This is a genomic window from Nocardia sp. NBC_01499 (genome assembly GCF_045040275.1).
Classification (GTDB): domain Bacteria; phylum Actinomycetota; class Actinomycetes; order Mycobacteriales; family Mycobacteriaceae; genus Nocardia.
This window is the reverse complement of sequence record NZ_CP109426.1, coordinates 1,573,099-1,596,963: the sequence shown is the minus strand read 5'-3', so window position 1 is coordinate 1,596,963 and position 23,865 is coordinate 1,573,099. Positions and strand designations below refer to the sequence as shown.

Here is a 23,865-nt window from a genome sequence, read left to right as displayed (position 1 = left end):
CAGTTTTCCCCCAGCAGAAGGGTTTCCGCAGGATTGGCACACCTCCTAACATCCGATGATCGAACCAATCATCGCTAGCGAGGCACTACGAAAGACGGTGGTGCGTCGGCGACTGCGGTGCCGAAATCCGGGCCGGGTTCGGCGCCCATGGTGAAGTCGAGGCGGCCACCGGAGAGGGCGAAGGATTCGGGCAGCCACGCTTTCGTGGTGTTCACGCCGTTCACCTGCAACGCACGAATGTAGGGGGCGGCCTGGTCGGTCTCGGGGGCGCTGATCGTGAACATCTCGCCGGACGAGCGCCGGACCTCGGCTTGCGTGAACGCCGGTGCGTGCACGAAAAGCTCAGCGCGGCCAGGGATTACCGGGTAGAGGCCGAGCGAGGCCCAGACGTACCAGGCCGACATGGTGCCGAGATCGTCATTGCCGACCAGTCCGTTCGGGGTCGGCCCGAACAGTTCGGTGCGGGCGCGGCGCACCACGTCCTGTGTCCGGTAGGGAAGTCCGGCCCACGCGTACAACCACGGCGTTTGCAGTGACGGCTCGTTGCCGAGGTAGGCGTAAGGGGCATGTGGGCCCGCGTTCAACTGGGTGAAGAAGGTATCAAGCCGACCGGCGGCCTTGGCGCGACCGCCCATGAGGTCGAAGAGGGCACCGACGTCGTGGAAGGTCATCCAATGGTATTGCGCGCCATTGCCTTCCACGTATCCGTCGGTGCCGGCCGGGTCGTACAGCAGGGCGAACAGGCCCTGGGCGGAGCGCGGTTGCAGCCAGCCGGTGAGCGGGTTGTACAGATGCTGCCAGCCGTGTGAGCTGCGCAGGAACTTGTCGCTGACCGCGGTGTCGCCGAGCCGTTGCGCCAACTGGGATATGCCGAAGTCGGCGATGTTGTACTCGAGGGTGTCGGACACCTGATCGGGAACCCAGCCGAGCCGCTGATACTGGTCGTTGGCCGGTCGCTCCGTGTACCCGGCCTTCTCGCCGACGCGTTCGGCGCCCGCCACCATCGAGGCGAGCGCGCCCTCGGCGTCGAAGTCGCGCGCCCCGAACGCGTACGCGCTGGCCACGACCGAGTGGTACGGATCGCCGTTCATCACCCCGGTGATGGTGTTCTGATGCGACCAGCGATCCCACACGTCGCCGAGAACGTGCGCGTTGTCGTACATCGACTGGGCGATGTCGGAGGCGACATCGGGCGCGAGCCACGCGAGCAATTGCGCCTCGCTGCGGTAGATGTCCCAGCCGGAGAAGGTGGCGTAGTAGTGATGTCCGGGACGCACCTGGTGTGTCGCGCCATCGAATCCGGTGTAGGTGCCGTCGAGATCGTCGAAGATGTACGGCTGCAGAAACACGTGGTAGAGCGCGGAATAGAAGGTGCGCAACCGATCCTGATCCCCGCCGGTGACCTGGATCTGATCGAGCCTGCTCCGCCATGCGTCGTGCGCGTCCACCCGGACGGTGTCGAAGTCCTTCGTGCCGATCTCGGCGGCGAGATTGGCGCGGGCGCCGTCGATGCTGACGTAGGACAGGCCGGTGTGCATCTGCACCGGCTGAGCGGAGTCGAATTGCAGGAAGAGGCCGGTGCCGAGGCCATTGCTCGCGATGTCGCCGGAATTCGTGCGTCGCGTCGGTGCCGCGCCACGGGTTGTGCTCGCGCCCGGCTTGATGACGTCGTCCTTCCAGCTGCCCGATGCCGTGATCGGGCGGTCGAAGGTGGCGCTGAAGTAGACGCGGTATCGGGTGCGCGCGCCGCAGAATCCGCCGGTCAGCGCCCAGCCGGACACGGTATTGCCGTCGATGGTGATCTCCGCGTCGTCGACGCCGTTGACCGAGCCGGTGACATCGAGCAGCAGCGTGCCCGGCTTGTCCTGCGGGAAGATGAAGCGGGCGACACCGGCCCTGGTCGACGCGGTCAGTTCGGTCTGCACGCCGCTGTCGGTGGTGACGCGGTAGTAGCCGGGGCTGGCCTGCTCGTTCGCGTGATCGAAGGTCTGCACATAGCCCGCGCCGTCGACGGCCGGTGACCGGCCGATGATCCCGCTGATCGGCAGGACCGGAAAGTCTTGTGCGCCAGTACAACCGGGGCCGGAGATGTGCGTCATCGAGAACCCGTACAGCCGGTTGTCCTCGTACTTGTAACCACCACCCGCGGTGCGTACCGTATCCGGGCTCCACTGCATCATGCCGAACGGTGTGACCGCGCCGGGAAAGGTTTCCCCCGCACCGCCGCCGTGCCCGAAATCGGGCCCGCCGTCCTGCGTTCCGACGAATGGATTCACATATTTACTGGAATCGGCCACTGTCTCAGCGTGCGCGACAACCGGGAAGAAAGGAAGCAAAAGGGGGACAACGATGCCGAAAAGACGGCGACGCGACATACCTCTCCTCGACGAGCGTCCGACAACGTTGCCCCGGTGCGTGCCCCATCCTGGCAGCCCGCCGCCCGTCTCGACCCTCCGACACGCCGCTGATCAGCGCATTTGTGGTAGGTCTCGATCTGCTGCTGCCGGTACTGGTCGGCGTGCTGTTGCTCGGTGAACGACCGAGGCTTCAGTTTTTTTAGGGCAGCGAGGACACGTGGATCCCCGCTGCCCTAGCCAACACACTGACCGATCTCATCCCCGGTGCGACACTCCGGTTGGTCGGCGACTCGGGACATCTCATGCACTACGACGCCCCGATTCCGCTGACCGACGAGATCAGAACCTGGCTCAGCCGCGACTGATCAGAGCAGCCAGGGGTTCATCGAGCAGACCGGCGCCGGGTGGGTGGCCGGGTTGAGCGCCCGCAGCGCGAGCGAGACCGCACGAGGGGAGTAGAGCATCGAGTTGTGATCGGAGATGTCCTGGACGCACCCGTCCTGCAGGAGCACATCGTCGACCACCGCGCCCTCGCCCGCCGTCAGGTACGTGCGGGTGAACGGGCTGGACACCTCGTCGTAGCGGTCGGCAACGATCGTGTACTCGACGCCGGACATCGTGTCGCCGCCCTCGTTGAGCTTGGTGAGCACCGGCGAGCCGATGAGCTGCTGAATGCCCGCGTGGCCGATGAGCGCCTCGGTCGGAGTCGAAAGATCAAGTCCCATCCGGTCTTTGAAGACGCCGAGCAGGTTGCCGAGGCCGCTGAGCGTGGTGCCGTGATTGGTCGCGCCGAAGGTGACGAGCTTCTTCACCTTGTTCGCCGCGGGATCACCGGCGTTCGCGCCGCCATCGAACTTCAGGTACTGGCGTGCCACAACGCCGCCCTGTGAGTGCCCGATCATGTCGACCTGTCCCGTGCCGGTGGCGGCGAGGACCCGATCGACGAAGGCGGCGAGCTGTTTCGCGGAGTCCTCGATGTAGCCGGTGGCGCCAATGGTCGGCTGGTTGAGCCCGGCGCCCGCGACGTTGGCGCGGCCGTAGTTGAAGGTGAAGACGCAGTAGCCGGCCTTGGCGAGTTGCGGGGACATGTAGGAGTAGGCGCCGAAGGCGCTGGCCCAGGTCCCGTGCACCAGCACGACCGGACGCGGGTGCGCGTCATCGGGCTTGCAGGCCCAGTTGTTGGACCCCTGCGGAGCGACGTCCGGATTGACGAGTCCATAGGCGAAGGCCGCGGCCTCATCGGTCAGCACCGGGCCGTAGCCAACGGTATCGGCGGAGTGCGTTTCCGAGACCGGGCCCGGATCCCCAACGGCCACCGCGGCATTAAGCCCTAACCCGACAATCGCGGCTGCCATGATCACCGCGACGCTGCGCGACGAACGGAGGATGCTTCTCATTTGCTGGTTCCTAGGAAGAGGGGTGCTTTGGCACAGGTTTATGGAAGGTGACTGCTGGTGAAAACAGAAACTGGTCGTACGACCAGTTGAGGGAAGATTAGAGGTAATTCGCTAGGAATTAGCCGTGACTACTTTCACGCGGCGTTCGTCGGCGCCGACCAGTGAGAGCCAACGCCCGGTCGACGTGCGAATCGCCACGCGGGACCGAGGATTTACTCACCCACAGTTCACCCAACGTTTCAGCGGTTCAGCACTGTCGAATGCGCGTTGTTGCGCGTGCGCGAAGCGCGATCGGACAACCGCGGCCGGAGTCGTCACAGCAGCGCGGAGGTCGGCGTATTAGCTGGTCACGCGCTCGAGCGCGACCAGTCTTGGGGCGGACCCGCGGGAGGCAACTCGGTGCCGTCGACCACGAGCCGGGGAATTCAACTGGCGCGGTGGTGGATGGGGCGGACCCCGGCGAGAGCGCGTAAGGCGTCGGCGCGGGAGATGGGCTGGTCGTCGGCGAGGGCGGCGAGTTCTACGGCGAGCCAGTCGCGGATGAGTTCGCTCATGGTGATGCCGCGGGCCTGGGCTTCGGCCTTGATGGATTGGTCCATATCGAGGGGGATGCGCAGGGATCGCACCACCATGATGTCCTCGCTCGGCGTCATCGGCGGCGGTACGTCGGCATCGCGCACCGGTGTGTCATCGAAGACGAGGCTGTCCATCAGCGCGTCCACCCCCTGCGGGGTGGCGGGGAAGTCGTTGTCGCCCATCACTGGTTCTCCTGTTCCCACATTTCGAACTCGGCCACCTGCTCCGGGCTCATCGTTCGGGCGGCGACGATCTGCCATTGCCAAGGCTCGGCCTGGCGCAGGCCGACGATCAGCGGGCGACCCGCGGCCGTGCGGCCCCAGATCGTCAGCATCTCGATGCCCGCCGTACCGCGGCCGCGGCGCGGCCATCGTCGCTGCTTGGTCAGCACCTGCATCACCTCGTTCGGAGAGATCCCGATGAGCATGTCCAACGCCCAATCAGGCCACTCGAAACCCACACTTCGCATAATACGCGCGTATTACGCCTGGTGGCTATAGGGCGTCTACCGTGCGCCGAGCTCGGAGCGGCGGCGGTCGAGCAGGCGCAGGATCATCGGGGTGAAGATGAGCTGCATCGCGAGGTCCATCTTGCCGCCGGGGCAGACGATGGTATTCGGACGTGACATGAACGAGTCGTGCAGCATCCCGAGCAGGTAGGAGAAATCGATGTTGTTCGGGTCGCGGAATCTGATGATCAGGAAGGATTCGTCGGCGGTCGGAATCGTCCTTGCGATAAAGGGATTCGAGGTGTCCACCATGGGGACGCGCTGGAAATTGACGTCCGTGCAGGAGAACTGGCGGCACATGTAGTTGAGGTAGTCGGGCATGCGCCGCAGGATGGTGTCGGTCACCGCCTCGGAGGTGTAGCCGCGAACCATCTTGTCGCGGTGCAGTTTCTGAATCCATTCGAGGTTGATCACCGGGACCACCCCGATGCGCAGGTCGGCGTGCCTGGCGACGTCCACCTCGTCGGTGACGATCGCGCCGTGCAGTCCCTCGTAGAACAGCATGTCGGAATCGGCGGGCAGTTCCTCCCACGGGGTGAACGTGCCCGGTTGCTGCCCATACGGTTTCGCCTCGTCGGCGTCGTGCAGGTATCGGCGGATCTTGCCGGATCCCGTTTCGCCGTAGTGGTGGAACAGCTCCTCGAGATCGTCGAAAAGGTTTGCCGCAGGCCCGAAGTGGCTGAACGCGTGGTCGCCGCGTGCCTGCGCCTCGGCCATGGCGGCTTTCATCGCCACGCGGTCGTAGCGATGGAAGCTGTCGCCCTCGACGAAGGCGACGCGTACGTGTTCGCGCCGGAAGATCTGCTCGAAGGTATGCATCACCGAGGTGGTGCCCGCGCCGGACGAACCGGTCACCGAGACGATCGGGTGCCTGCGCGACATCAGCCGGCCGCTCGAAACAGGCCTCGGGTGCCGTAAAGCGGCCAGGCGCAGGCACTGTCGTTGTGTTCGCGGTGATATCGGTCGATCCGCCGCACCTCCTCGGTCGCGCCGAAGATGAACGGAATGCGTTGGTGCAGGCTTTCCGGGACGACGTCGAGCACGCGTTCCCGGCCGGTGCTCGCTGAACCGTCGGCCTGTTCGATCAGGAACGACATCGGATTCGCCTCGTAGAGCAGCCGCAGCCGTCCCGGCCGCGTCGGGTCCTTCGAATCGCGGGGATAGAGAAACACGCCGCCGCGGGTGAGGATGCGGTGCGTTTCGGCGACGAGTGACGCGATCCATCGCATATTGAAGTCCTTACAGCGTGGACCCGGCTTACCTTCCAGGCATTCACCGACATAGCGCTGCACGGCCGGTTCCCAGAAGCGCTGGTTCGAGGCATTGATCGCGAATTCGGCCGCGGTGCGCGGGATCTGGATCATCGGGCGGGTGAGGATGAACTCGCCGAGCCCCCGATCGAGCGTGAAGGCGTGCACACCCGTGCCGACGGTCAGCACCAGCATGGTGCACGGACCGTAGATCGCGTATCCGGCGCACACCTGTTCCGTGCCGAGCTGGAGGAAGTCCTCGGCGATCGCGTCCATCCCGGGTTTGGGCGCGCGCAGGATCGAAAAGATGCTGCCGATAGAGACATTCACGTCGATATTGGATGATCCGTCGAGCGGGTCGAACAACAGCAGATACTTTCCCCGCGGATATCCGTCCGGCAGCACATACGGTTGCTCCAGCTCCTCGGACACCATGCCCGCGACCTGACCACTCCATTCGGTGGCACGCAGGAAGTAGTCGTTCGCGATGATGTCGAGCTTCTGCTGCACCTCACCCTGCACGTTCGTCCGGTCGGCGGAACCGAGCACCCCGGCAAGGGCGCCGATGGCGACCCGATTCGCGATGGCCTTGCAGGCGAGCGCGACCTCGAGGATCAGCGCGTTCAAATCGCCGCTTGCGCTCGGATGACGCCGTCGCTCCTCGATGAGGAATTGCACGAGCGTCGTGTGATCGGCGAGCATATGCCCGCACCTCCTAGATTAGTTCCGGAATCGCTAGTGCCCGTACCGCATCCGGTACCGTTCCTTCTCGTAGGCGCTGCTCTTGCCTCGGTCGACAATCCCCGGATCCAAACCGTGCTGGGTGAGCCGGAACCGCCGCCACACATAGCTGTGCGCCACCGTGAAAATGACCATCGGGACGGCCATGATCACGATCATCTGCCATTTGATGTGCATCGGGCCGGGAAAAAGCAGCACGAATCCGTACAGCGGCAAGAACGGCACGATGAAACGGACCAGATACCGCTCCATGGCCAGCGGGCCGGTCAAATCGTGCAAGACCCACTCGTGCAGATATGCCGGAAGTTCACGGCCGAGGTTATAGGCAATTCGCTGCCGCATTGTGGGAGTCTTCATACCTGTCGAGCATCCCCTTTCATAACGGCGATTCCATCCCCCTGCGGGGTGGCGTTCGGGGGGTGCCAACCCAATTCGCGATGCGCCGTCAAATGCTCGACCAGAAGTTCGGTCGACGCGGTCGCCGCCATTTGGGTGACGACATGCCATGGCCGGTGCAGGGGGGTGCCTGGGACGTTCAGTTCGACCAGCGCGCCGCAATCCAATTCACGGCGAACGGATTGGCGGGAAACAAGCGTGACCCCCAGTCCAGCCACCGCCGCGGCGACAACTGAACCGTGCGAACCAAGCATCAATTGCGGTGGCGCGACGTCGAGTTCGCGCAACAACGTCGTGGTGGTCTCCCGAGTACCGGAGCCCGGCTCACGCAATAACCAAGTGGTGCGCGCGATCTCGAACTCCTCGGCGACATCCGGCGGCCCGACGACGACCAGGGTGTTGACGGACACGGCCCGCACCCACGCGTTCCGTAGGTCGGCGGGCGGACGCCCCGCGACGACGAGATCGACCGCGTGCTGCGATAGCAACGGCCAAATGCGCTGTCCAGGAGCAACTTCCAGCCGCAACACCACGCCGGGGTGCTTGGCCCGGAACGAGGCGAGCAGCGCGGGTATCAACAGCTCGCCCGCGGTGACCACCGCCGCCATCCGGATCGAACCCTGCTCGGGATCGGCCCGTCCGCGCGCCGCGAGCACCGCCTCGTCGTGCAATCCGAGGATGCGGCGCGCGAAGCCGACGTAGGTCAGGCCGGCCGGGGTCAGCCGAACCCCGCGGCCGTGCCGGTGCACGAGGGCGGTGCCTACCTCGGCGCTGAGCGCACTCACCGCCGAGGAAACCGCCGATTCCGTGACCACCAACCGTTGGGCGGCGCCACGTACCGAGCCCGCGGCAGCCAGCTCGACGAGCGCGCGTAGCCGAGCGTTGGTGGTCATCGCTCAGGTGCGCTGGAGCTCGGTACGCAACCGCACGGCTGCCGAATTGGCGCGCACTTGCTCGGCGACCGCGGCTTGGCCGTCGGCGTATCTGGCCGCGTCACCGCGCCAGGCCAGTAGCGCGGGCGTGACCAGGGCGCGGCCGAACGAGAATGTCAATGGCCAAGGGGTGCGCAGATATTGGAGTGCCGCGAGATTCGCGGTGGCGCGTTCGGGCGGCTGGCCGCCGGACAGGAACGCTACGCCCGCGAGGTCATCGGGCCACGCCCGCAACACTTTTCCGGTCACCGCGGCAACGTCTTCCGGAGCGGTCCGGTCGGGATTTCCGGTGCCTTCGATGACCATGTTCGGTTTGAGCACCATTCCCGCCGGGTCGACGTTGAGCAGGTCGAGCGCCGATCGAACCGCCGCATGGACGGCGGCGGTGATCTCCGCGCAGCGCGGCTGGGAGTGGTTGCCGCTCATCACTACTTCCGGTTCCACGATCGGCACCAATCCCGCTTCCTGGCAGGCGGCGGCGTAGCGGGCGAGCGCCGACGCGTTGACGGCGATGGCACCGGCGGTCGGCGTGGTATCGGTAATCGTGTACACCGCACGCCATTTCGCGAACATCGCACCGCGCTCGACGTAGCGCGTGAGCCTGGCGGACAGACCGTCGAGGCCCTCGGTCACGGTTTCGCCCGGCAGGCCAGGACAGGGCTTGGCGCCGGTATCTACCTTTATGCCAGGCAGAATGCCGACGGCACGCACTGCTTCGGCGAAAGGAGTGCCGTCGCTGAAGTGCTGTTTTATCGTCTCGTCGCACAGAATGATGCCGGAAATTCCGTCGGCGAGATCGGGCGTGGTCGCCAGCAGTTCGCGATAAACACGCCGATTCTCCGCTGTCGCCGCGACACCGGCCTGCTCCAGCCGGGTCGACATGGTGCCGATGCTTTCGTCGGCGGCGAGTATCCCCTTGCCGGGCGCCATCAATTGGGTAGCGATTTCCCGGCATGTGCTCATGTGCATGTCCTCCCGATCGGTTCGGCAAGGATCAAATCTACGAGCGGGCGTGAGATTACACATCACCCAGTCGGGTGGATTCGGTGATGGCGCGAATCATGAAGTGATCGCTGAAGTGTGCGCGGGAAACTCCCCATGGACGGCTTCAGTATCCGCGAGGAGTATTCGAACCATGACAGACCGCTGGAACGCCGGAGTTATCCCGTACGCCGAAATGGGTTACTGGCAGCCGGATTACGTGCCCAAGGATTCCGATATCCTGTGCGCCTTCCGGATCACCCCGCAGCCGGGGGTGCCGCCGGAGGAGGCGGGCGCCGCAGTCGCGGGGGAGTCGAGCACCGCGACGTGGACGGTGGTCTGGACCGACCGGCTCACCAGCTTCGAGCACTACCAGGCCAAGTGCTACAGCGTGCAGCCCGTCCCGAACGCGCCGGGGCAGTTCATCGCCTTGATCGCCTACGATATCGACCTGTTCGAGGAAGGTTCCATCGCCAACCTGACCAGTTCGATCATCGGGAATGTCTTCGGTTTCAAGCCGCTCAAGGCGTTGCGCCTCGAAGACATGCGCATCCCGACCCACTATGTGAAGACTTTCCAGGGCCCCGCGCACGGGGTGGTCATGGAGCGCGAACACCTCAACAAGTTCGGCCGTCCGCTGCTCGGCGCGACCACCAAGCCGAAGCTCGGCCTGTCCGCCCGCAATTACGGGCGCGTCGTCTACGAGGCGCTGCGCGGCGGGCTCGATTTCACCAAGGACGACGAGAACATCAACTCCCAGCCGTTCATGCGCTGGCGCGACCGGTATCTGTTCTGCATGGAGGCGGTCAACCGCGCGCAGGCCGCCACCGGCGAGATCAAGGGCCACTACCTCAACGTCACCGCCGCGACCATGGAGCAGATGTACGAACGGGCAACGCTAGCAAAGGAACTCGGCTCGATCGTGGTGATGATCGATCTGACGGTCGGCTATACCGCGATCCAGTCGATGGCCAACTGGTCGCGCGCCAACGGCGTGCTGCTGCACCTGCATCGCGCCGGTCACGGCACTTACACGCGGCAGAAGACGCACGGGGTCAGCTTCCGGGTCATCGCGAAATGGATGCGGCTCGCCGGTGTCGATCACGTGCACGCGGGCACGGTCGTCGGCAAATTGGAGGGCGACCCGCACGTCATCGCGGGCTACTACGACACTCTGCGACTGGACAGCATCAAGGCCGATCCAGCGAAAGGCCTGTATTTCGACCAGGAATGGGCCTCGATGCCCGGCGTCATGCCGGTCGCCTCGGGCGGCATCCACGCTGGCCAGATGCATCAGCTGCTGCACTACCTCGGCGAGGACGTGGTGCTGCAGTTCGGCGGCGGCACGATCGGCCATCCGATGGGCATTGCCGCAGGGGCGGAGGCGAATCGGGTCGCGCTGGAGACGATGGTCAAGGCGCGCAACGAGGGTCGCGACTACTTCAAGGAAGGCCCCGAGATTCTGCGCAAGGCGGCATCGCGCAATCGCGCGCTGGACGCGGCCCTGGCGACCTGGGGCGATATCACCTTCAACTACGAATCCACCGACACACCAGACGTTGTCGCGACGCCGACCGCGGTCTGACGGAAGGACAGCGACCATGCGCATCACCCAGGGCACCTTCTCCTACCTGCCCGACTTCACCGACGAGGAGATCACCGCGCAGATCAGGTACGCGCTGGACAACAAGTGGCCGCTATCGGTGGAATTCACCGACGACCCGCATCCACGCAACATCTACTGGGAGATGTGGGGGCTGCCGATGTTCGATCTGGCGGACGCCGCAGGTGTGCTGCTGGAGGTAAATGCTTGCCGGACAACACATCCTGATCTCTACATCCGGCTCAACGCCTACGACGCCCGGCCGTGCAGGCAGACGACGGCATTCTCGTTCATCGTGCAGCGGCCCGCCGACGAGCCCGGCTTCCGGCTCGATCGGACCGAGGGCGCGGACCGGCGAATCTCCTACACCACCTTCGCCTACGCGACCGAGCGGCCGGTCGGCGGCCGACACGCCCGCACTTGATGGACGTGCCAGCGGGAACCCGTACGCCATTCGGCTCTTGGCCCGGCAATTCCGCTGGGCCACAGTCGGATACGGACAAGCCAGCTCCGGAGTTCCTGCCCGCCGACGCCGTCGTCGATCTCGGCGCGGCCCGGCGGCAGTCCGGCATCGACGACGTGCTCGGCGAACTCGACACGCAGCTGGTCGGTTTGACACCGGTGAAAACCCGCATCGCCGAAATCGCCGCCCTGCTGCTGATCGACCGGATGCGCGCCCAATTCGGTGTACTCGCGCCGAAACCCACGCTGCACATGTGTTTCACCGGCAACCCCGGCACCGGCAAAACGACCGTCGCGCTGCGGATGGCCGACCTGCTGCACCGGCTCGGCTATCTGCGTCGCGGGCACCTGGTCAGCGTCACCCGAGACGACCTGGTCGGCGAGTATGTCGGCCACACCGCACCGAAAACCAGAGAGGTGATCAAGCGGGCAATGGGCGGCGTCTTGTTCATCGACGAGGCCTACTATCTGTACAAAGCTGAGAACGAGCGCGACTACGGCGGCGAATCGATCGAGATCCTGCTGCAGGTGATGGAGAACAACCGCGACGATCTGGTCGTGATCCTAGCGGGTTACGCCGACAAGATGGATCTGTTCTTCTCCGCGAACCCCGGCATGCAAAGCCGTATCGCGCACCATATTTCGTTCCCGGACTACACCTTGGCGGAGTTGGCGGAGATCGCGTGCCTGATGACCGGTGAGCTCGGCTATTCGTTCTCCGACGATGCGCGGGTAGCGTTGCGCCAGTACTTGGCGCACCGCATCGGGCAGCCGTGGTTCGCCAACGCGCGCAGCGTCCGCAACGCGGTGGAGCGCGCACGGCTGCGGCACGCGCGGCGGCTGGTCGCGGGCGACGATACCGAGGTCGATCTGACCGCCCTCACTACGATCGAGGCGTCAGATCTGCTCGCCAGCAGGGTGTTTCGGTGACTCTGTCGAAGCAAGCGGGATCTTGACCGTCACTGTTGTCCCCGAACCCGGTCGTGACCGGATGCTCAACCGCCCGCCGACGAGCTCGGCGCGTTCGGCCATCGACAGCAGGCCGTAGCCGCCCATTTCATTGGCGCCCAACGGTCGTTCGGACGTATCGAAACCTATTCCGTCGTCGGCGATTTCGAGCCGCGCGATGTCGTCGTGCACCGCGAAGCGCAGGGTGGCGACGTGTGCGTCGGCATGTTTGACGACGTTCTGCAGGCATTCCTGCGCGATGCGATACAGCGCGAGTTCGATGTGTTCGGGCAACCGGTGGTCGGTGAGTTCGAGTTCCAGATCGATCTGCGGTATCGATCGGGCCAGGCTGGCCAACCCGCCCGCCAGACCCAGGTCGTCCAGCACCGGGGGCCGCAGTCCGCTGATCGCCGCCCGCGCCTCCTGCAGCGTCAGCTCCACCAATTCCCTTGCCTTGTCGAGCTGTTCGGACGCCTCCCGTTGGTCGTCGACGACCGCACGCGCAGCGGCGTCGAGGCGATAGGCGAGGGTCACCAGTCGCTGGGAGATGCCGTCGTGGATGTCGCTGGCCAGCCGACGGCGCTCGAGCTCTTGCGCCGCGATCATCTGCTCGGCGAAGTCCTCGTGCGCCCGCTCACGCGCCGCGAGCTGTCGATGCTGCCTGGCTTGCTGCAGCGCACCGGCGACGAGCCTGCCGAGCAGTACCAGCAATTCCATGTCATGGCCGCTGAATTCGCGTCGCTCGACGGTGTGCACGTCGAGGACGCCGACCAGTCCACCGGGATCGGTCTCCATCGGAATCGACACCATAGAGGTGAATGCCGCGCCGCCCAGTGCCGCGATCGGCTGGTACCGGGGATCGGTCTCTTTGCTATCGCTGATCACAGCTGCTTGGCGACGGCTGGCCACCCAGCCGGTGATTCCGGAGCCGAGTGCGAGCCGCACCCGTCCGATATGGCGATCGAACGGCGGCGTCGCCCCAGCGAGGGTCAGCGAACGGTCCGAGTCGTCCAGGACGTGCACGAAACAGACATCCGCCGCGGTCGACGCGACAACCATTCGGGCGACCGCGGCGGCCAGCGGCTCGATCGCCGGGCCACTGGACATCGCCTGCACTATGTCGAGCAGGACATCCCGATCGTCACGCGCTGAATACGCACCTGCCGTGGGCAATTCGTGCTCCGGGCCCGACGCCATTATTGGAATATGCCCTCCCGGAGGGCGGTCGCGACCGCGGTCGTCCGATCGCTGACGCCCAGTTTGCGGTAGATCGATCGCAGGTGGCTCTTGACTGTTTCGTCGCTGATGATCAGCCGTGTCGCGATGCCGCGGTTGGACAGACCGGTGACCATGAAGGACATGATCTCGCTCTCGCGCTGCGTCAGTCCTTGTCTTGCGCCGGGCCAGAATTCGTCGCGCTGCATGCGGGCGGCGGTGTCCACGGCACGCACCGCCATGTCCGGGTCGATCGCGGTCGACCCGCTGTGCACCAGCTCCAATTGCCGGACCAGTTCGTCACTGCTGATGCTCTTCAACAGATAGCCGGAGGCGCCGACGCGTAAGGCCTGGAACAGATACTGCTCGTCGTCGTAGACCGACAGCAGCACGACCTTGCGTTCCGGGTCGAGCCCGCGCATCGACCGGCACAGGTCGAGCCCGCTGATGCCCTGCATGCGGATATCGCAGAGGACGATGTCGGGTTCGAGTTCGGTAATGACGCGCAGCGCGTCCTCGGCGCCGACGGATTGCCCGACGACGACCACGCGCTGGTAGAACGACGCGAGCATGGCCTTGAGGCCCTCGATAACCATCTCATGGTCGTCGACCAGGACAACGCGTACCGGCCCGGTGGCGGACGTGACCATACCCTCACGATACGGCGGTATTCGGCCATGTCCATCCCCTTGTCAACCCCCCGCTTCGGGGTGACTGTGCTGGGCAAACGGCGAATAGCATGGGTGGTGACCCATGAGGAGTTCGGGATGGATACGTCCGCTCGTAGTGCCCGCCGCCGAATTCCGGTCGAGCAGCGGATGACTCGTGGCTGACAAGACGCTGCGGATCTTTCGCGCGAGCCGAAACATCCGGCGCCGCCCCATCATGCTCGCGATCGCCGGCGACAGTGCCGCGGGCAAGACGACCGTGACCGCGGGATTGGTCGAGGCCTTGGGCGCGCACCGCTGCGTGTGGCTGTCCACCGACGACTACCACCGATTCGATCGTGTTGAGCGGCAAGACAAACCGTTCACGCCGTTGCATCCGGACTGTCACTACATCGATATCCTCGGCCAGCATTTGCAATTGCTGGCCACCGGACAACCGATTCTCAAGCCCGTGTACGACCACGACACCGGAAGGCTAACCCGGCCCGAACTTGTTGAGCCCAACGAGTTCGTCATCGTCGAGGGTCTGCTGCCGATGCACAACAGCCTCGCCCGCGCCTGCTTCGACCTCACGGTGTACCTCGACCCGTCCGAGGAGATCCGGCGTGGCTGGAAGGTCAAGCGCGACACCGCCACTCGCGGATACACCGCCGAGCAAGTCCGCTCCGTACTGTCGCGCGGCGAACCCGAGTCCACCGAGTTCATCCGCCCGCAGCGGGCACACGCCGATATCGTTATCCGGTTCGCCACGATCGAGGGCCGCGCCGGTCCACCCGAAACGCCGTTGTCCGCCGAGCTGTTGCTGCGCCCGACGATTCAGCAGCCGGACCTGACCGCCATCCTGCAACCCGAACTGACACACGCGATTCACCTCCGGCTCGCGCGGGACACCGACGGCAAGCCGGTCGACAGCGTGCACATTCACGGTTACGCGAGCGCCGAAGACGGTGCGGCCGTGGAGAAATTGATCTGGCACGCCCTCGGCGACCCGGCCGTCCCAGCGCCGGACAGTCTCGGTCGAGTCGGCCCCGACGAACACAGCACCCCACTGGCGGTCGCGCAGATGGTGCTGCTGCATCATCTGCTGGCGGGCACACCGTAGGGCAGTGTGCAGCCCATGGTTTCTGCGGGTTGCGTCGTCGCGGGCCGGTGACATCATTGAATAGATGGCGCTGCGAGGGCCCCACCGTGATTCGCGAATTCCGTTCTTGGGCTTTAATTTCGACGGCCGCGGCTGACCTTGCACTGTGCAACCCAGGGCGGACGAGTAGATCACTGGCCGCAGAACGACTTGCGAGAAAGCCCAATTCATGGATGAGAACGATGTCGACCCTGCCAAAAGACCGATACACCCCGTGCTGGCCGTCATGGTGACCGGTGGCGCGTTCGGGCTCGTCGGCACTCTTTTCAGCGGCTTGGCCTACTTGAGCTTTCGTCAAACAGCGGCATCAGCGGTTCCGGTATGCGATGTGGGTAGTGGCCAGACGATGAAACCCGGCGACGTCTGCCAGCAGGTCAGCCGTCTCACCCACGATGTCCAGTCCACCTCGACCTACGGAGAGATGTTGGACAAGGCCAACCATGCGGCCCACGACGCGAACATTGCGCTGGCGTTCCTCATCGTGAGCGTTGTTCTTATCGCCCTGGCAATACTGGCGCTCTGCCTCGACAATGTCCTGACAAAGTCCGACGCGGACTCCTGACCGTGGCGTTGAATCCATCGTGTGGCGGATCGAGACCACCGGCAGCGGTTTTCCCGGACAGGCCGAGCAGATCAGCGCAGGAATGTGGCGGCCTCGGTCGTCAGATCCAGCATCGGTTGTGGGACAACGCCGAGGATGACGGTGGTGATCGCGCCGAACGCGATGACGGCGGTGGTCAATACGCTGCCCGGCGCGACGACGACTTCGGTTGCGTCCGAGGGCGGTTCCGCGAAGAACATGACCATGATGACGCGGATGTAGATGTAGGCGGCGATCGCACTGCTGAGTACGCCGACAAGGACCAGCACGGTGGCGCCGCCCTGGATTGCCGCAAGAAAGATCGCGAACTTGCCGATGAAACCACTGGTCAGCGGGATGCCGACGAGGGCGAGGAGGAATAGGGCGAAGGCGGAGCCGAGTAACGGGTAGCGCCTGCCGAGACCCGCCCATCGCGCGATATCGGTGACTTCGCCGGCGGAGTCACGCACCAGGCTGACGACCGCGAAAGTGCCAATTGTGCTGAGCCCGTAGGCGAGTAGGTAGAACAGGATGGCCGACGAACCCACGGAGTTCGCGGCGATCACCCCGATCAGAATGAACCCGACGTGTGCGATCGACGAGTACGCGAGCATGCGTTTGATATCGGTCTGCGTGACCGCGGTGAGCGCGCCGACCAGCATGGTGACGATGGCGATGCCCCAGAGCAACGGACGCCAATCCGACTGCAGCCCAGGCAGTCCCACCGTGAAGACGCGCAGCAACGCACCGAACGCCGCGACTTTGGTCGCCGCCGCCATGAACGCGGTGATCGCGGTCGGCGCACCCTGATACACGTCCGGGATCCAGGAGTGGAACGGCACCGCGCCGACCTTGAACAGCAGTCCGATCGACAGCATGCCCGCGCCGATCACCGCGAGCCCGCGGTCGTCGGGACGTGCGGCGACCGCGTCCGCGATACCGGCCAGCTCCACAGTGCCCGCGAAGCCGTAGAGCAGCGCGACACCGAACAGGAAGAAGGCGGACGAGAACGCCCCCAGCAGAAAGTATTTGAGCGCCGCCTCCTGTGACAGCAGCCGCTGATGGCGGGCCAGCCCGCACAGCACATACAGCGGCAGCGAGAGCACCTCGAGCGCGACGAACATTGTCAGCAGATCGTTCGAGGCCGGGAACAACAGCATCCCGCCGATCGCGAACATGGTCAGCGGAAACACTTCGGTGGTGACAACGCCCGCCTTGGTCGCCGCCAACTCGGCAACGCTGCCGGGGATGGCGGAGGCCTGCGGGGTGAAGGCGACGCCACCCGGATCGCCCCGGCGCTCGGCCATCACCATGACCGCGGGAATCGACAGCACCAGGATCGTGCCCTGCAGGAACAGCGTCGGCCCGTCGACCATGACCGAACCCATCACCGCCGCACCATGGGGCGAATCCGATTGCCAGGCAAGCACAACGACCGCGACGAACGCCGCGACCAATCCGCCGAGACCGAGCACGAGTTGGCTCAGGTACCTGCTGCCGCGCGGCCCGAACGTTTCGACGAGCACACCCAGTATCGCCACACCGAAGACGATCAGCATCGGCGACAGCTGGGCATACTCGAACGCCGGAGCCGGAATCGTCGATGTCATCAGTGCCGCAACAGATTCGCGTCGTCCACCGAGACCGAACGGCGCGCACGGAAGATGGTCATGATGATCGCAAGGCCGACAACGACTTCCGCGGCGGCGACCACCATGGTGAAGAAGGCGAAGACCTGACCGTTGAGATCGGCGCGCATTCGCGCGAAGGTGACGAACGCGAGATTGGCGGCATTGAGCATCAGCTCGATACACATGAACACGACAATCGCGTTGCGGCGCAACAGCACTCCGGCGGCGCCGATGGTGAACAGGAACACGGCCAGATAGAGGTAGTTCTCCGGGTTCACCGCGAAGCCTCCTTGTCGGCTACGGTGCGACGGCGCAGCGTTCGGCTGACCGACAGCTCGGAATGCGTTCCGTCGGGTAGCCGAGCCCCCATGTCCACCGCGTTGTGCCGCGCGTAGACGCCAGGACTGGGGAGCGGCGTGACCCGCTCACCGGCGCGGACGCGGCCGGTGGACATCTCGCGCTGACCACGGCGTGCGGTAAGGCGTTCGCGGTGGGCAAGCACCATCGCCCCGAGTGCGGCGGTGATCAGCAGTGCGCCGGTGAGTTCGAACGCCCACACGTATCGGATGAACAACAGCTGGGCCAAATCGGTGACGCTGCCAGCGGATTCGTTGCCCGAAGGCCGATTCGACCGCACCTGTCCGATACCGACGATCAGCAGCAGCCCGAATCCGGCGGCCACCGCCACCGCGGCGACGCGCTGCCCGCGCAGCGTCTCGACCAGCGAATCGGACGAGTCGACGCCGACCAGCATCAGCACGAACAGAAACAGCATCATCACCGCGCCGGTATAGACGACAACCTGGACGACACCGAGGAACACCGCGCCCTGCGCCACATAGAACACCGCCAGGATGATCATCGAAGCCGCGAGGAAGATCGCCGAGTAGACCGCCCTGCTCGCGCACACCACGCCGAGCGCGCAGACCACCGCCAAGCTGCCGAGGATCCAGAACAGCACACTCTCGCCCACGGACGCGCGGACGGCGGGTTCGGCGGCGAGCAGTATCGAGGTGGTCATCGATCGGACTCGTCTTCCGCGACAACGGGAATGGTGCCGCAGTAGTAGTCGGCGGCCGTCGCGCCGGGCACCATCGGATGCGGCGCCTCGACCATGCCGGGCGCCAATGGTGCCAGCAGCCGGTCCTTTTCGTAGGTCAGGCCGGCGCGGTTGTCGTCGGCCATTTCGTACTCGTTGGTCATGGTCAGCGCCCGCGTCGGACACGCCTCGATGCACAGGCCGCAGCCGATGCAACGCAGGTAGTTGATCTGGTAGACGCTGCCGTATCGCTCACCCGGCGAGTAGCGTTCGTCGTCGGTGTTGTCGGCGCCCTCCACATAGATGGCGTCGGCGGGACAAGCCCACGCGCACAGCTCGCAGCCGATGCACTTCTCCAAGCCGTCCTGGTAGCGGTTGAGCTGATGCCGTCCGTGGTAGCGGGGCGCGGTCGGCGCCTTCTGCTCGGGGTAATACTCGGTGTTGGGCTTCTTGAACATCGTCGAGAAGGTGACCCCGAAACCTGCGATGGGGCCTAAGAATTCAGGCATTGCTGCCCTCCTTTTGCCAAGGCAAGGGTGGAACCGGGAACCCACCTGCCATCGGATCGAACGGGACGTCGGTCTCCGTGCCGGCGGGAGAGCGGTTGGGGCGCAGTGCCTTTACGAGAAGAGCGAGCAGCGCAATGGCGACGAGAGCCCCGGCAATCACCAGCGCGATGGACCCGACGCCGTATCCCTCGTTGCGGGCCGCACGGACCGCGGCGACGATCATCACCCACACCAGCGACGCCGGAATCAGGATCTTCCACCCCAGATTCATGAACTGGTCGTAGCGCAGCCGCGGCAATGTGCCACGCAGCCAAATGAAGACGAACAGGAAGCCCCAGACCTTCGCCACGAACCACAGCAGCGGCAGCCAACCGGAATTCGCGCCCGCCCACACGCTCAACGGCCATGGCGCCTGCCAGCCACCAAGGAAGAGCGTGGTCGCCAATGCCGAGACGGTCACCATGTTGACGTACTCGGCCAGCATGAACATGGCGAACTTCAACGACGAGTACTCGGTGTGGAATCCGCCGACCAGCTCGCCTTCCGCTTCGGGCAAATCGAAAGGCGCACGGTTGGTTTCGCCGACCATCGACACCAGATAGATCACGAAGGACGGGAACAGCAGAAAGACGTACCAGTGGCCTGCTTGCGCGGCGACGATCCCGGAGGTCGACATCGTGCCCGAGACAAGGAAAACGGCGGCGAAGGACAGTGCCATCGGGATCTCGTAGGAGATCACCTGCGCGGTCGAGCGCAACCCGCCCAGCAGCGGGTAGGTCGAACGGGATGCCCACCCGGCCAGCACGATTCCGTAGACACCGATCGACGCCAGCGCGAGCACATACAGCACTGCCACCGGAAAATCGGTGAGCTGCAATGCCGTTCGATAGCCGAGGATCGATACTGCGGGCCCCATCGGGATGACCGCGAACGCCATCAGCGCGGGCGTCGCCGCGAGAATCGGCGCCAGGATGTACACCGGCCGGTCCACGCCGGAGGGCACGATGTCCTCCTTCAACGCCATCTTGACGCCGTCGGCGACGCTTTGCAGCGCGCCCTTCGGTCCCACCCGATTCGGCCCGACCCGCATCGCCATGCGCGCGACGATCTTTCGTTCGGCCAGCACCGCGAAGACCAGTGTCATCATCAGGAACACGAAAATGACCAGCGCCTTGGCGAGCATCAACCACCACGGGTCATGGCCGAACAGACTGAGGTCGGTCATCGGGCATCCCCGAGGCGTATCCGCACGATGCTGCCCGCGGTTACCGCAAGGCTGCGGTGCACAGCGGACCCGGGGGAGTTCAGCGGCAGCCACACCACTCGATCGGGCAGGTCGGTGATCAGCAGCGGGAGCCTGATGCTGCCACGATCGGTTGATACCGTGACCGAATCTCCGGTGGCCGCACCGATTTCGGTGGCGGTACGCGCGGACAGCCGCGCCACCGGGGTGCGGGCGGTGGCGGCCAGTTGCGGTTCGCCGTCCTGCAACCGGCCGTCATCGAGCAGCATCCGCCAGCTCGCCAGCACCGCGGAGCCGCGTATCGGTCGTGGTATCGGTGCCACCGCGGCGACGTCCGGCCCCTGACCCCGATATCCGGTCCACCCGCCGAGCGCTGTGAGTTCGGCGCGTGCGGTCGCCGTATTCGGCAGCGCCAGTGGGAGATTCATCGCGTTGGCGATCGCGTCCAGCACTCGCGAGTCGGGCATGGCTTCCGCCTTGCCCAGGGCGGCGTCGAAACTGCGGGCGCGGCCCTCCCAATCGAGGAACGTGCCGGACTTGGCCGCCACCTCCGCGACCGGAAACACGACGTCGGCACGTTGGGTGACGGCACTGTGGCGCAATTCCAAGCTGACCACACACGCGGCCCGGTCGATCGCGGCGAGCGCGGCCTTCGGATCGGGCAGGTCGTCCGGCTCCACGCCGCCGAGGAGCAGCGCACCCAGTGTCGCGCGCAGGATGGCGCCGGTATCGCGGCCGGGTGTCGCGGGCAGGCCCGGCACACCCCAGATCGCCGCGACCCGGCGCCGCGCCCACGCATCCGCGACCGGCCGACCGCCCGGCAACAAGCCCGGCAGCGCCCCGGCCTCCAGTGCGCCCCGCTCGCCCGCCCTGCGCGGTACCCACGCGAGGTGCGCACCGGTGCGGTCGATTAGCCGCGCCGCCGCCGACAACGCGCCGGGCACGGTCGCGAGCCGCTCGCCGACCATGAGCACCGAACCCGGCCGGGCCAGCAGATCGCGTGCGTGCCCGCTGTCGAGCGCCGCGGGTTCGCCGCCAGGGACGGTCTGCAACAGTCGGCCCGACATCTTGGTCAGGCCGTTGGTGGCATATGGGGCGATGGAGTAAACGGCGAGGCCGTTCTTACGCGCCGCCTTGCGCAGCCGCAGGTAGACGATCGGCGATTCTTCTTCGGGCTCGAAACCGGCCAGCAGCACGACCGGCGCGTGTTCCAGGTCGTCATAGGTAGTGTCGAGGAACCGTCCGGCGACTCGGGCCGCGAGGAAGTCGGCCTCCTCGGCGGAGTGCGGCCGAATCCGGAAGTCGATGTCGTTGCTGCCCAGTGCGATTCGCGCGAACTTGGCGTAGGCGTACGCGTCTTCCAACGTGGCGCGGCCACCGACGAGCACGCCGGCATTGCCGTGCGCCGTCAGCAGACCGGCCGCCGCCGTAGCGAGCGCCTCGGGCCAGGACGCGGGTACCAGCGTGCCGCCGTCGTCGCGGACCAGCGGTGTGGTGATCCGATCCGGCTGGCTCGCATAGGTGAAGGCCCATCGTCCTTTGTCGCAGTTCCATTCCTCGTTGACGTGCGGGTCGTCGCCAGCGAGACGGCGAAGCACGGTGCCGCCGCGATGGTCGGTGCGCTGGGCACAGCCGCTCGCGCAGTGCTCGCACACGCTCGGACTGGAGACGAGATCGAAGGGCCTGGCGCGGAACCGATATGACGCACCGGTGAGTGCGCCGACCGGGCAGATCTGCACGGTGTTACCCGAAAAGTACGACTCGAAGGGCTCTTTCGCGTAGATGCCAACCTGTTGTAACGCACCGCGCTCCAGCAGTTCGATGAACGGATCACCGGCGACCTGCTGCGAGAACCGGGTACATCGCGCGCACAGCACGCAGCGCTCGCGGTCGAGCAGCACCAGGGCGGACAGGTTGATCGGTTTCGGGAAGGTGCGCTTGCCCTCGTCGAACCGGGTCTCGGCCCGCCCGTTGGACATTGCCTGATTCTGCAACGGGCACTCGCCGCCCTTGTCGCAGATCGGGCAGTCCAGCGGATGGTTGATCAGCAGCAGTTCCATCACGGTGTGCTGTGCCTTGTCGGCAATCGGCGAGGTGAGCTGAGTGCGCACCGCCATGCCCTCGGTGACGGCTATCGTGCACGACGCCATCGGCTTTCGCTGACCGTCAACCTCGACCAGGCATTGGCGGCAGGCCCCGACCGGGTCGAGCAGCGGGTGGTCGCAGAAGCGGGGGATCTGCACGCCGACCAGCTCGGCGGCGCGAATGACGAGCGTGCCCTTGGGGACGGCGAGCGCGACGCCATCGATGGTGAGGCACACCAGGTTTGCCGGTGTTGTCGCGGGTTCGCTGGTGCGGGTCATCGCGCGTAAGCCGCTACGGGTCGTACCGGCTCGCTGAGTCGCGTTGCCATGACCGTGGATTGGTATGGATCGAACGGGCACCCGCCGTGCGCGATGTGGGCGATGTACTCGTCGCGGAAGTACTTCAGCGACGAGATGATCGGGCTGGCCGCACCGTCGCCGAGCGCGCAGAAGGACTTGCCGAGCATGCTGTCGGCGATATCGAGGACCTTCGCAAGGTCCGCCGCGGTACCGCGACCCGCCTCTAACCGTTCGAGGACTCGCACCAGCCAGTAGGTGCCCTCGCGGCACGGCGTGCATTTGCCGCAGGATTCGTGGGCGTAGAACTCGGTCCAGCGCAGCACCGCGCGCACCACGCAGGTGGTGTCGTCGAAGATCTGTAATGCCTTGGTGCCCAACATGGATCCGGCCGCGGCGACACCCTCGTAGTCGAGCGGGATATCGAGGTGGGCGTCGGTGAGGAGGGGGGTCGACGAGCCGCCGGGGGTCCAGAACTTGAGCCGATGTCCGGCGCGGACGCCACCCGCACAGTCGAGCAGTTCGCGCAGCGGGACGCCGAGGGGTGCCTCGTACTGGCCCGGGTTTGTCACGTGGCCGGTCAGCGAGTAGAGGGTGCAGCCGGGGGACTTCTTGCTGCCCATGGAGCGGAACCAATCGACGCCGTGTTCGATGATCGGTGGCACGCTGGCGATGGTCTCGACGTTGTTGACCACGGTCGGGCAGGCATACAGACCCGCGACGGCAGGGAATGGCGGCCGGAGTCGTGGCTGGCCACGTCGCCCTTCCAGCGAATCGAGCAGTGCGGTTTCCTCGCCGCAGATATACGCCCCCGCACCGGCGTGCACGATGAGTTCGAGGTCATAGCCGGAGTCGAGGATGTTGTGTCCCAGATATCCGGCGGCGTATGTCTCGGCAGCCGCGGCGTGCAGCCGCCGCAGCACTGGAATCACCTCGCCGCGAACATAAATGAACGCGTAGCCAGCGCCGATCGCGTAGGCGGCGATGATCGCGCCCTCGATCAGCGCGTGCGGTGTTGCCAGCATGAGCGGGATGTCTTTGCAGGTGCCAGGTTCGGACTCGTCGGCATTGACGACCAGGTAGTGCGGCTTGCCGTCGCGGGGAACGAACGACCACTTCGTGCCGGTCGAGAACCCGGCGCCGCCGCGGCCGCGTAGGCCGGAATCGGTGATCAGCTCGATGATTTCGGTGGGGGACATGCGTAGCGCCGTCGCCAAGGCCGAGTAACCGGCATGCCGCCGGTAGGTGTCGAGGGTCCAGGAACGTGGCTCGTCCCAGTAGCGGCTCAGTACGGGGGTCAGGAGCAT

At 65.5% G+C, this 23,865-nt stretch carries 23 protein-coding genes; 5 read left to right on the top strand and 18 right to left on the bottom strand.

Going from position 1 to position 23,865, the window contains the following annotated elements; translation table 11 throughout:
• Positions 1-74: 74 nt before the first annotated feature.
• The 9 genes from OG203_RS07195 to OG203_RS07155 all read right to left on the bottom strand — a co-directional run bounded on the left by OG203_RS07195 (position 75) and on the right by OG203_RS07155 (position 9,120).
• A complete protein-coding gene (locus OG203_RS07195) occupies positions 75-2,375 on the bottom strand; it encodes a GH92 family glycosyl hydrolase (protein ID WP_405164885.1) in 2,301 nt (766 codons plus the stop codon).
• Positions 2,376-2,722: 347 nt separating this feature from the next.
• Positions 2,723-3,754, bottom strand: coding sequence for an esterase/lipase family protein (locus tag OG203_RS07190; protein ID WP_405164884.1), 1,032 nt, complete (start codon positions 3,752-3,754; stop codon positions 2,723-2,725).
• A gap of 425 nt (positions 3,755-4,179) precedes the next feature.
• A complete protein-coding gene (locus OG203_RS07185) occupies positions 4,180-4,512 on the bottom strand; it encodes a hypothetical protein (protein WP_405164883.1) in 333 nt (110 codons plus the stop codon).
• Positions 4,512-4,799 (bottom strand): hypothetical protein, encoded by a 288-nt coding sequence (locus OG203_RS07180; RefSeq protein WP_405164882.1) that lies wholly within the window; start codon positions 4,797-4,799, stop codon positions 4,512-4,514. Before OG203_RS07180 ends, OG203_RS07185 begins: the two co-directional genes overlap by 1 nt.
• 36 nt (positions 4,800-4,835) lie before the next feature.
• Entirely contained in the window at positions 4,836-5,720 is an 885-nt protein-coding gene (locus tag OG203_RS07175; protein WP_405164881.1) for a phosphoribulokinase, read from the bottom strand.
• Positions 5,720-6,790: a class 1 fructose-bisphosphatase gene (locus OG203_RS07170; RefSeq protein ID WP_405164880.1), complete on the bottom strand. Its 1,071-nt coding sequence runs from the start codon at positions 6,788-6,790 to the stop codon at positions 5,720-5,722. The genes OG203_RS07175 and OG203_RS07170 overlap by 1 nt, the downstream gene beginning before the upstream one ends.
• A 33-nt stretch (positions 6,791-6,823) precedes the next feature.
• Positions 6,824-7,171 (bottom strand): DUF5313 family protein, encoded by a 348-nt coding sequence (locus tag OG203_RS07165; RefSeq protein WP_405164879.1) that lies wholly within the window; start codon positions 7,169-7,171, stop codon positions 6,824-6,826.
• 11 nt (positions 7,172-7,182) lie between these two features.
• On the bottom strand, positions 7,183-8,118 hold the full coding sequence (locus OG203_RS07160) for a LysR family transcriptional regulator (RefSeq protein WP_405164878.1): 936 nt from the start codon (positions 8,116-8,118) through the stop codon (positions 7,183-7,185).
• A gap of 3 nt (positions 8,119-8,121) precedes the next feature.
• Entirely contained in the window at positions 8,122-9,120 is a 999-nt protein-coding gene (locus OG203_RS07155) for a class I fructose-bisphosphate aldolase (protein WP_405164877.1), read from the bottom strand.
• A 172-nt stretch (positions 9,121-9,292) separates the two neighbouring features.
• On the opposite strand from OG203_RS07155, the gene OG203_RS07150 reads away from it, so the two are divergent.
• From OG203_RS07150 to cbbX, 3 genes are read left to right on the top strand one after another with little or no spacing between them, the layout of a single operon-like run.
• On the top strand, positions 9,293-10,723 hold the full coding sequence (locus tag OG203_RS07150; protein WP_405164876.1) for a form I ribulose bisphosphate carboxylase large subunit: 1,431 nt from the start codon (positions 9,293-9,295) through the stop codon (positions 10,721-10,723).
• Between the two features lie 16 nt (positions 10,724-10,739).
• Positions 10,740-11,165, top strand: a complete 426-nt coding sequence (locus OG203_RS07145; RefSeq protein WP_405164875.1) for a ribulose bisphosphate carboxylase small subunit — start codon at positions 10,740-10,742, stop codon at positions 11,163-11,165.
• Positions 11,165-12,133 (top strand): CbbX protein, encoded by a 969-nt coding sequence (cbbX, locus tag OG203_RS07140; RefSeq protein WP_405164874.1) that lies wholly within the window; start codon positions 11,165-11,167, stop codon positions 12,131-12,133. Before OG203_RS07145 ends, cbbX begins: the two co-directional genes overlap by 1 nt.
• Here cbbX and OG203_RS07135 read toward each other — a convergent pair.
• Both OG203_RS07135 and OG203_RS07130 read right to left on the bottom strand, forming a co-directional pair.
• Positions 12,101-13,348, bottom strand: coding sequence for a GAF domain-containing protein (locus tag OG203_RS07135; RefSeq protein ID WP_405164873.1), 1,248 nt, complete (start codon positions 13,346-13,348; stop codon positions 12,101-12,103). The genes cbbX and OG203_RS07135 overlap by 33 nt on opposite strands.
• Complete coding sequence (locus OG203_RS07130; RefSeq protein ID WP_405164872.1) at positions 13,348-14,016, bottom strand: response regulator; 669 nt, start codon at positions 14,014-14,016, stop codon at positions 13,348-13,350. The genes OG203_RS07135 and OG203_RS07130 overlap by 1 nt, the downstream gene beginning before the upstream one ends.
• Before the next feature lie 175 nt (positions 14,017-14,191).
• On the opposite strand from OG203_RS07130, the gene OG203_RS07125 reads away from it, so the two are divergent.
• A complete protein-coding gene (locus OG203_RS07125; protein ID WP_405164871.1) occupies positions 14,192-15,136 on the top strand; it encodes a phosphoribulokinase in 945 nt (314 codons plus the stop codon).
• A gap of 208 nt (positions 15,137-15,344) precedes the next feature.
• Positions 15,345-15,737: a hypothetical protein gene (locus OG203_RS07120; RefSeq protein WP_405164870.1), complete on the top strand. Its 393-nt coding sequence runs from the start codon at positions 15,345-15,347 to the stop codon at positions 15,735-15,737.
• Between the two features lie 71 nt (positions 15,738-15,808).
• Here OG203_RS07120 and nuoN read toward each other — a convergent pair whose 3' ends face one another.
• From nuoN to nuoF, 7 genes are read right to left on the bottom strand one after another with little or no spacing between them, the layout of a single operon-like run.
• Entirely contained in the window at positions 15,809-17,365 is a 1,557-nt protein-coding gene (nuoN, locus tag OG203_RS07115; RefSeq protein ID WP_405164869.1) for an NADH-quinone oxidoreductase subunit NuoN, read from the bottom strand.
• Positions 17,365-17,664 carry an NADH-quinone oxidoreductase subunit NuoK gene (gene nuoK, locus OG203_RS07110; RefSeq protein WP_405164868.1) on the bottom strand — a complete coding sequence of 100 codons (300 nt, stop codon included), beginning with the start codon at positions 17,662-17,664 and terminating at the stop codon, positions 17,365-17,367. Before nuoK ends, nuoN begins: the two co-directional genes overlap by 1 nt.
• The gene (locus OG203_RS07105) at positions 17,661-18,407 is read right to left on the bottom strand and encodes an NADH-quinone oxidoreductase subunit J (protein ID WP_405164867.1); all 747 of its coding nucleotides are present in this window, start codon (positions 18,405-18,407) and stop codon (positions 17,661-17,663) included. Before OG203_RS07105 ends, nuoK begins: the two co-directional genes overlap by 4 nt.
• Entirely contained in the window at positions 18,404-18,934 is a 531-nt protein-coding gene (gene nuoI / locus OG203_RS07100) for an NADH-quinone oxidoreductase subunit NuoI (RefSeq protein ID WP_405164866.1), read from the bottom strand. The genes OG203_RS07105 and nuoI overlap by 4 nt, the downstream gene beginning before the upstream one ends.
• Positions 18,927-20,159 (bottom strand): NADH-quinone oxidoreductase subunit NuoH, encoded by a 1,233-nt coding sequence (nuoH, locus tag OG203_RS07095; protein WP_405164865.1) that lies wholly within the window; start codon positions 20,157-20,159, stop codon positions 18,927-18,929. The genes nuoI and nuoH overlap by 8 nt, the downstream gene beginning before the upstream one ends.
• Positions 20,156-22,540: an NADH-quinone oxidoreductase subunit G gene (locus tag OG203_RS07090; RefSeq protein ID WP_405164864.1), complete on the bottom strand. Its 2,385-nt coding sequence runs from the start codon at positions 22,538-22,540 to the stop codon at positions 20,156-20,158. The genes nuoH and OG203_RS07090 overlap by 4 nt, the downstream gene beginning before the upstream one ends.
• Entirely contained in the window at positions 22,537-23,865 is a 1,329-nt protein-coding gene (gene nuoF, locus OG203_RS07085; protein ID WP_405164863.1) for an NADH-quinone oxidoreductase subunit NuoF, read from the bottom strand. The genes OG203_RS07090 and nuoF overlap by 4 nt, the downstream gene beginning before the upstream one ends.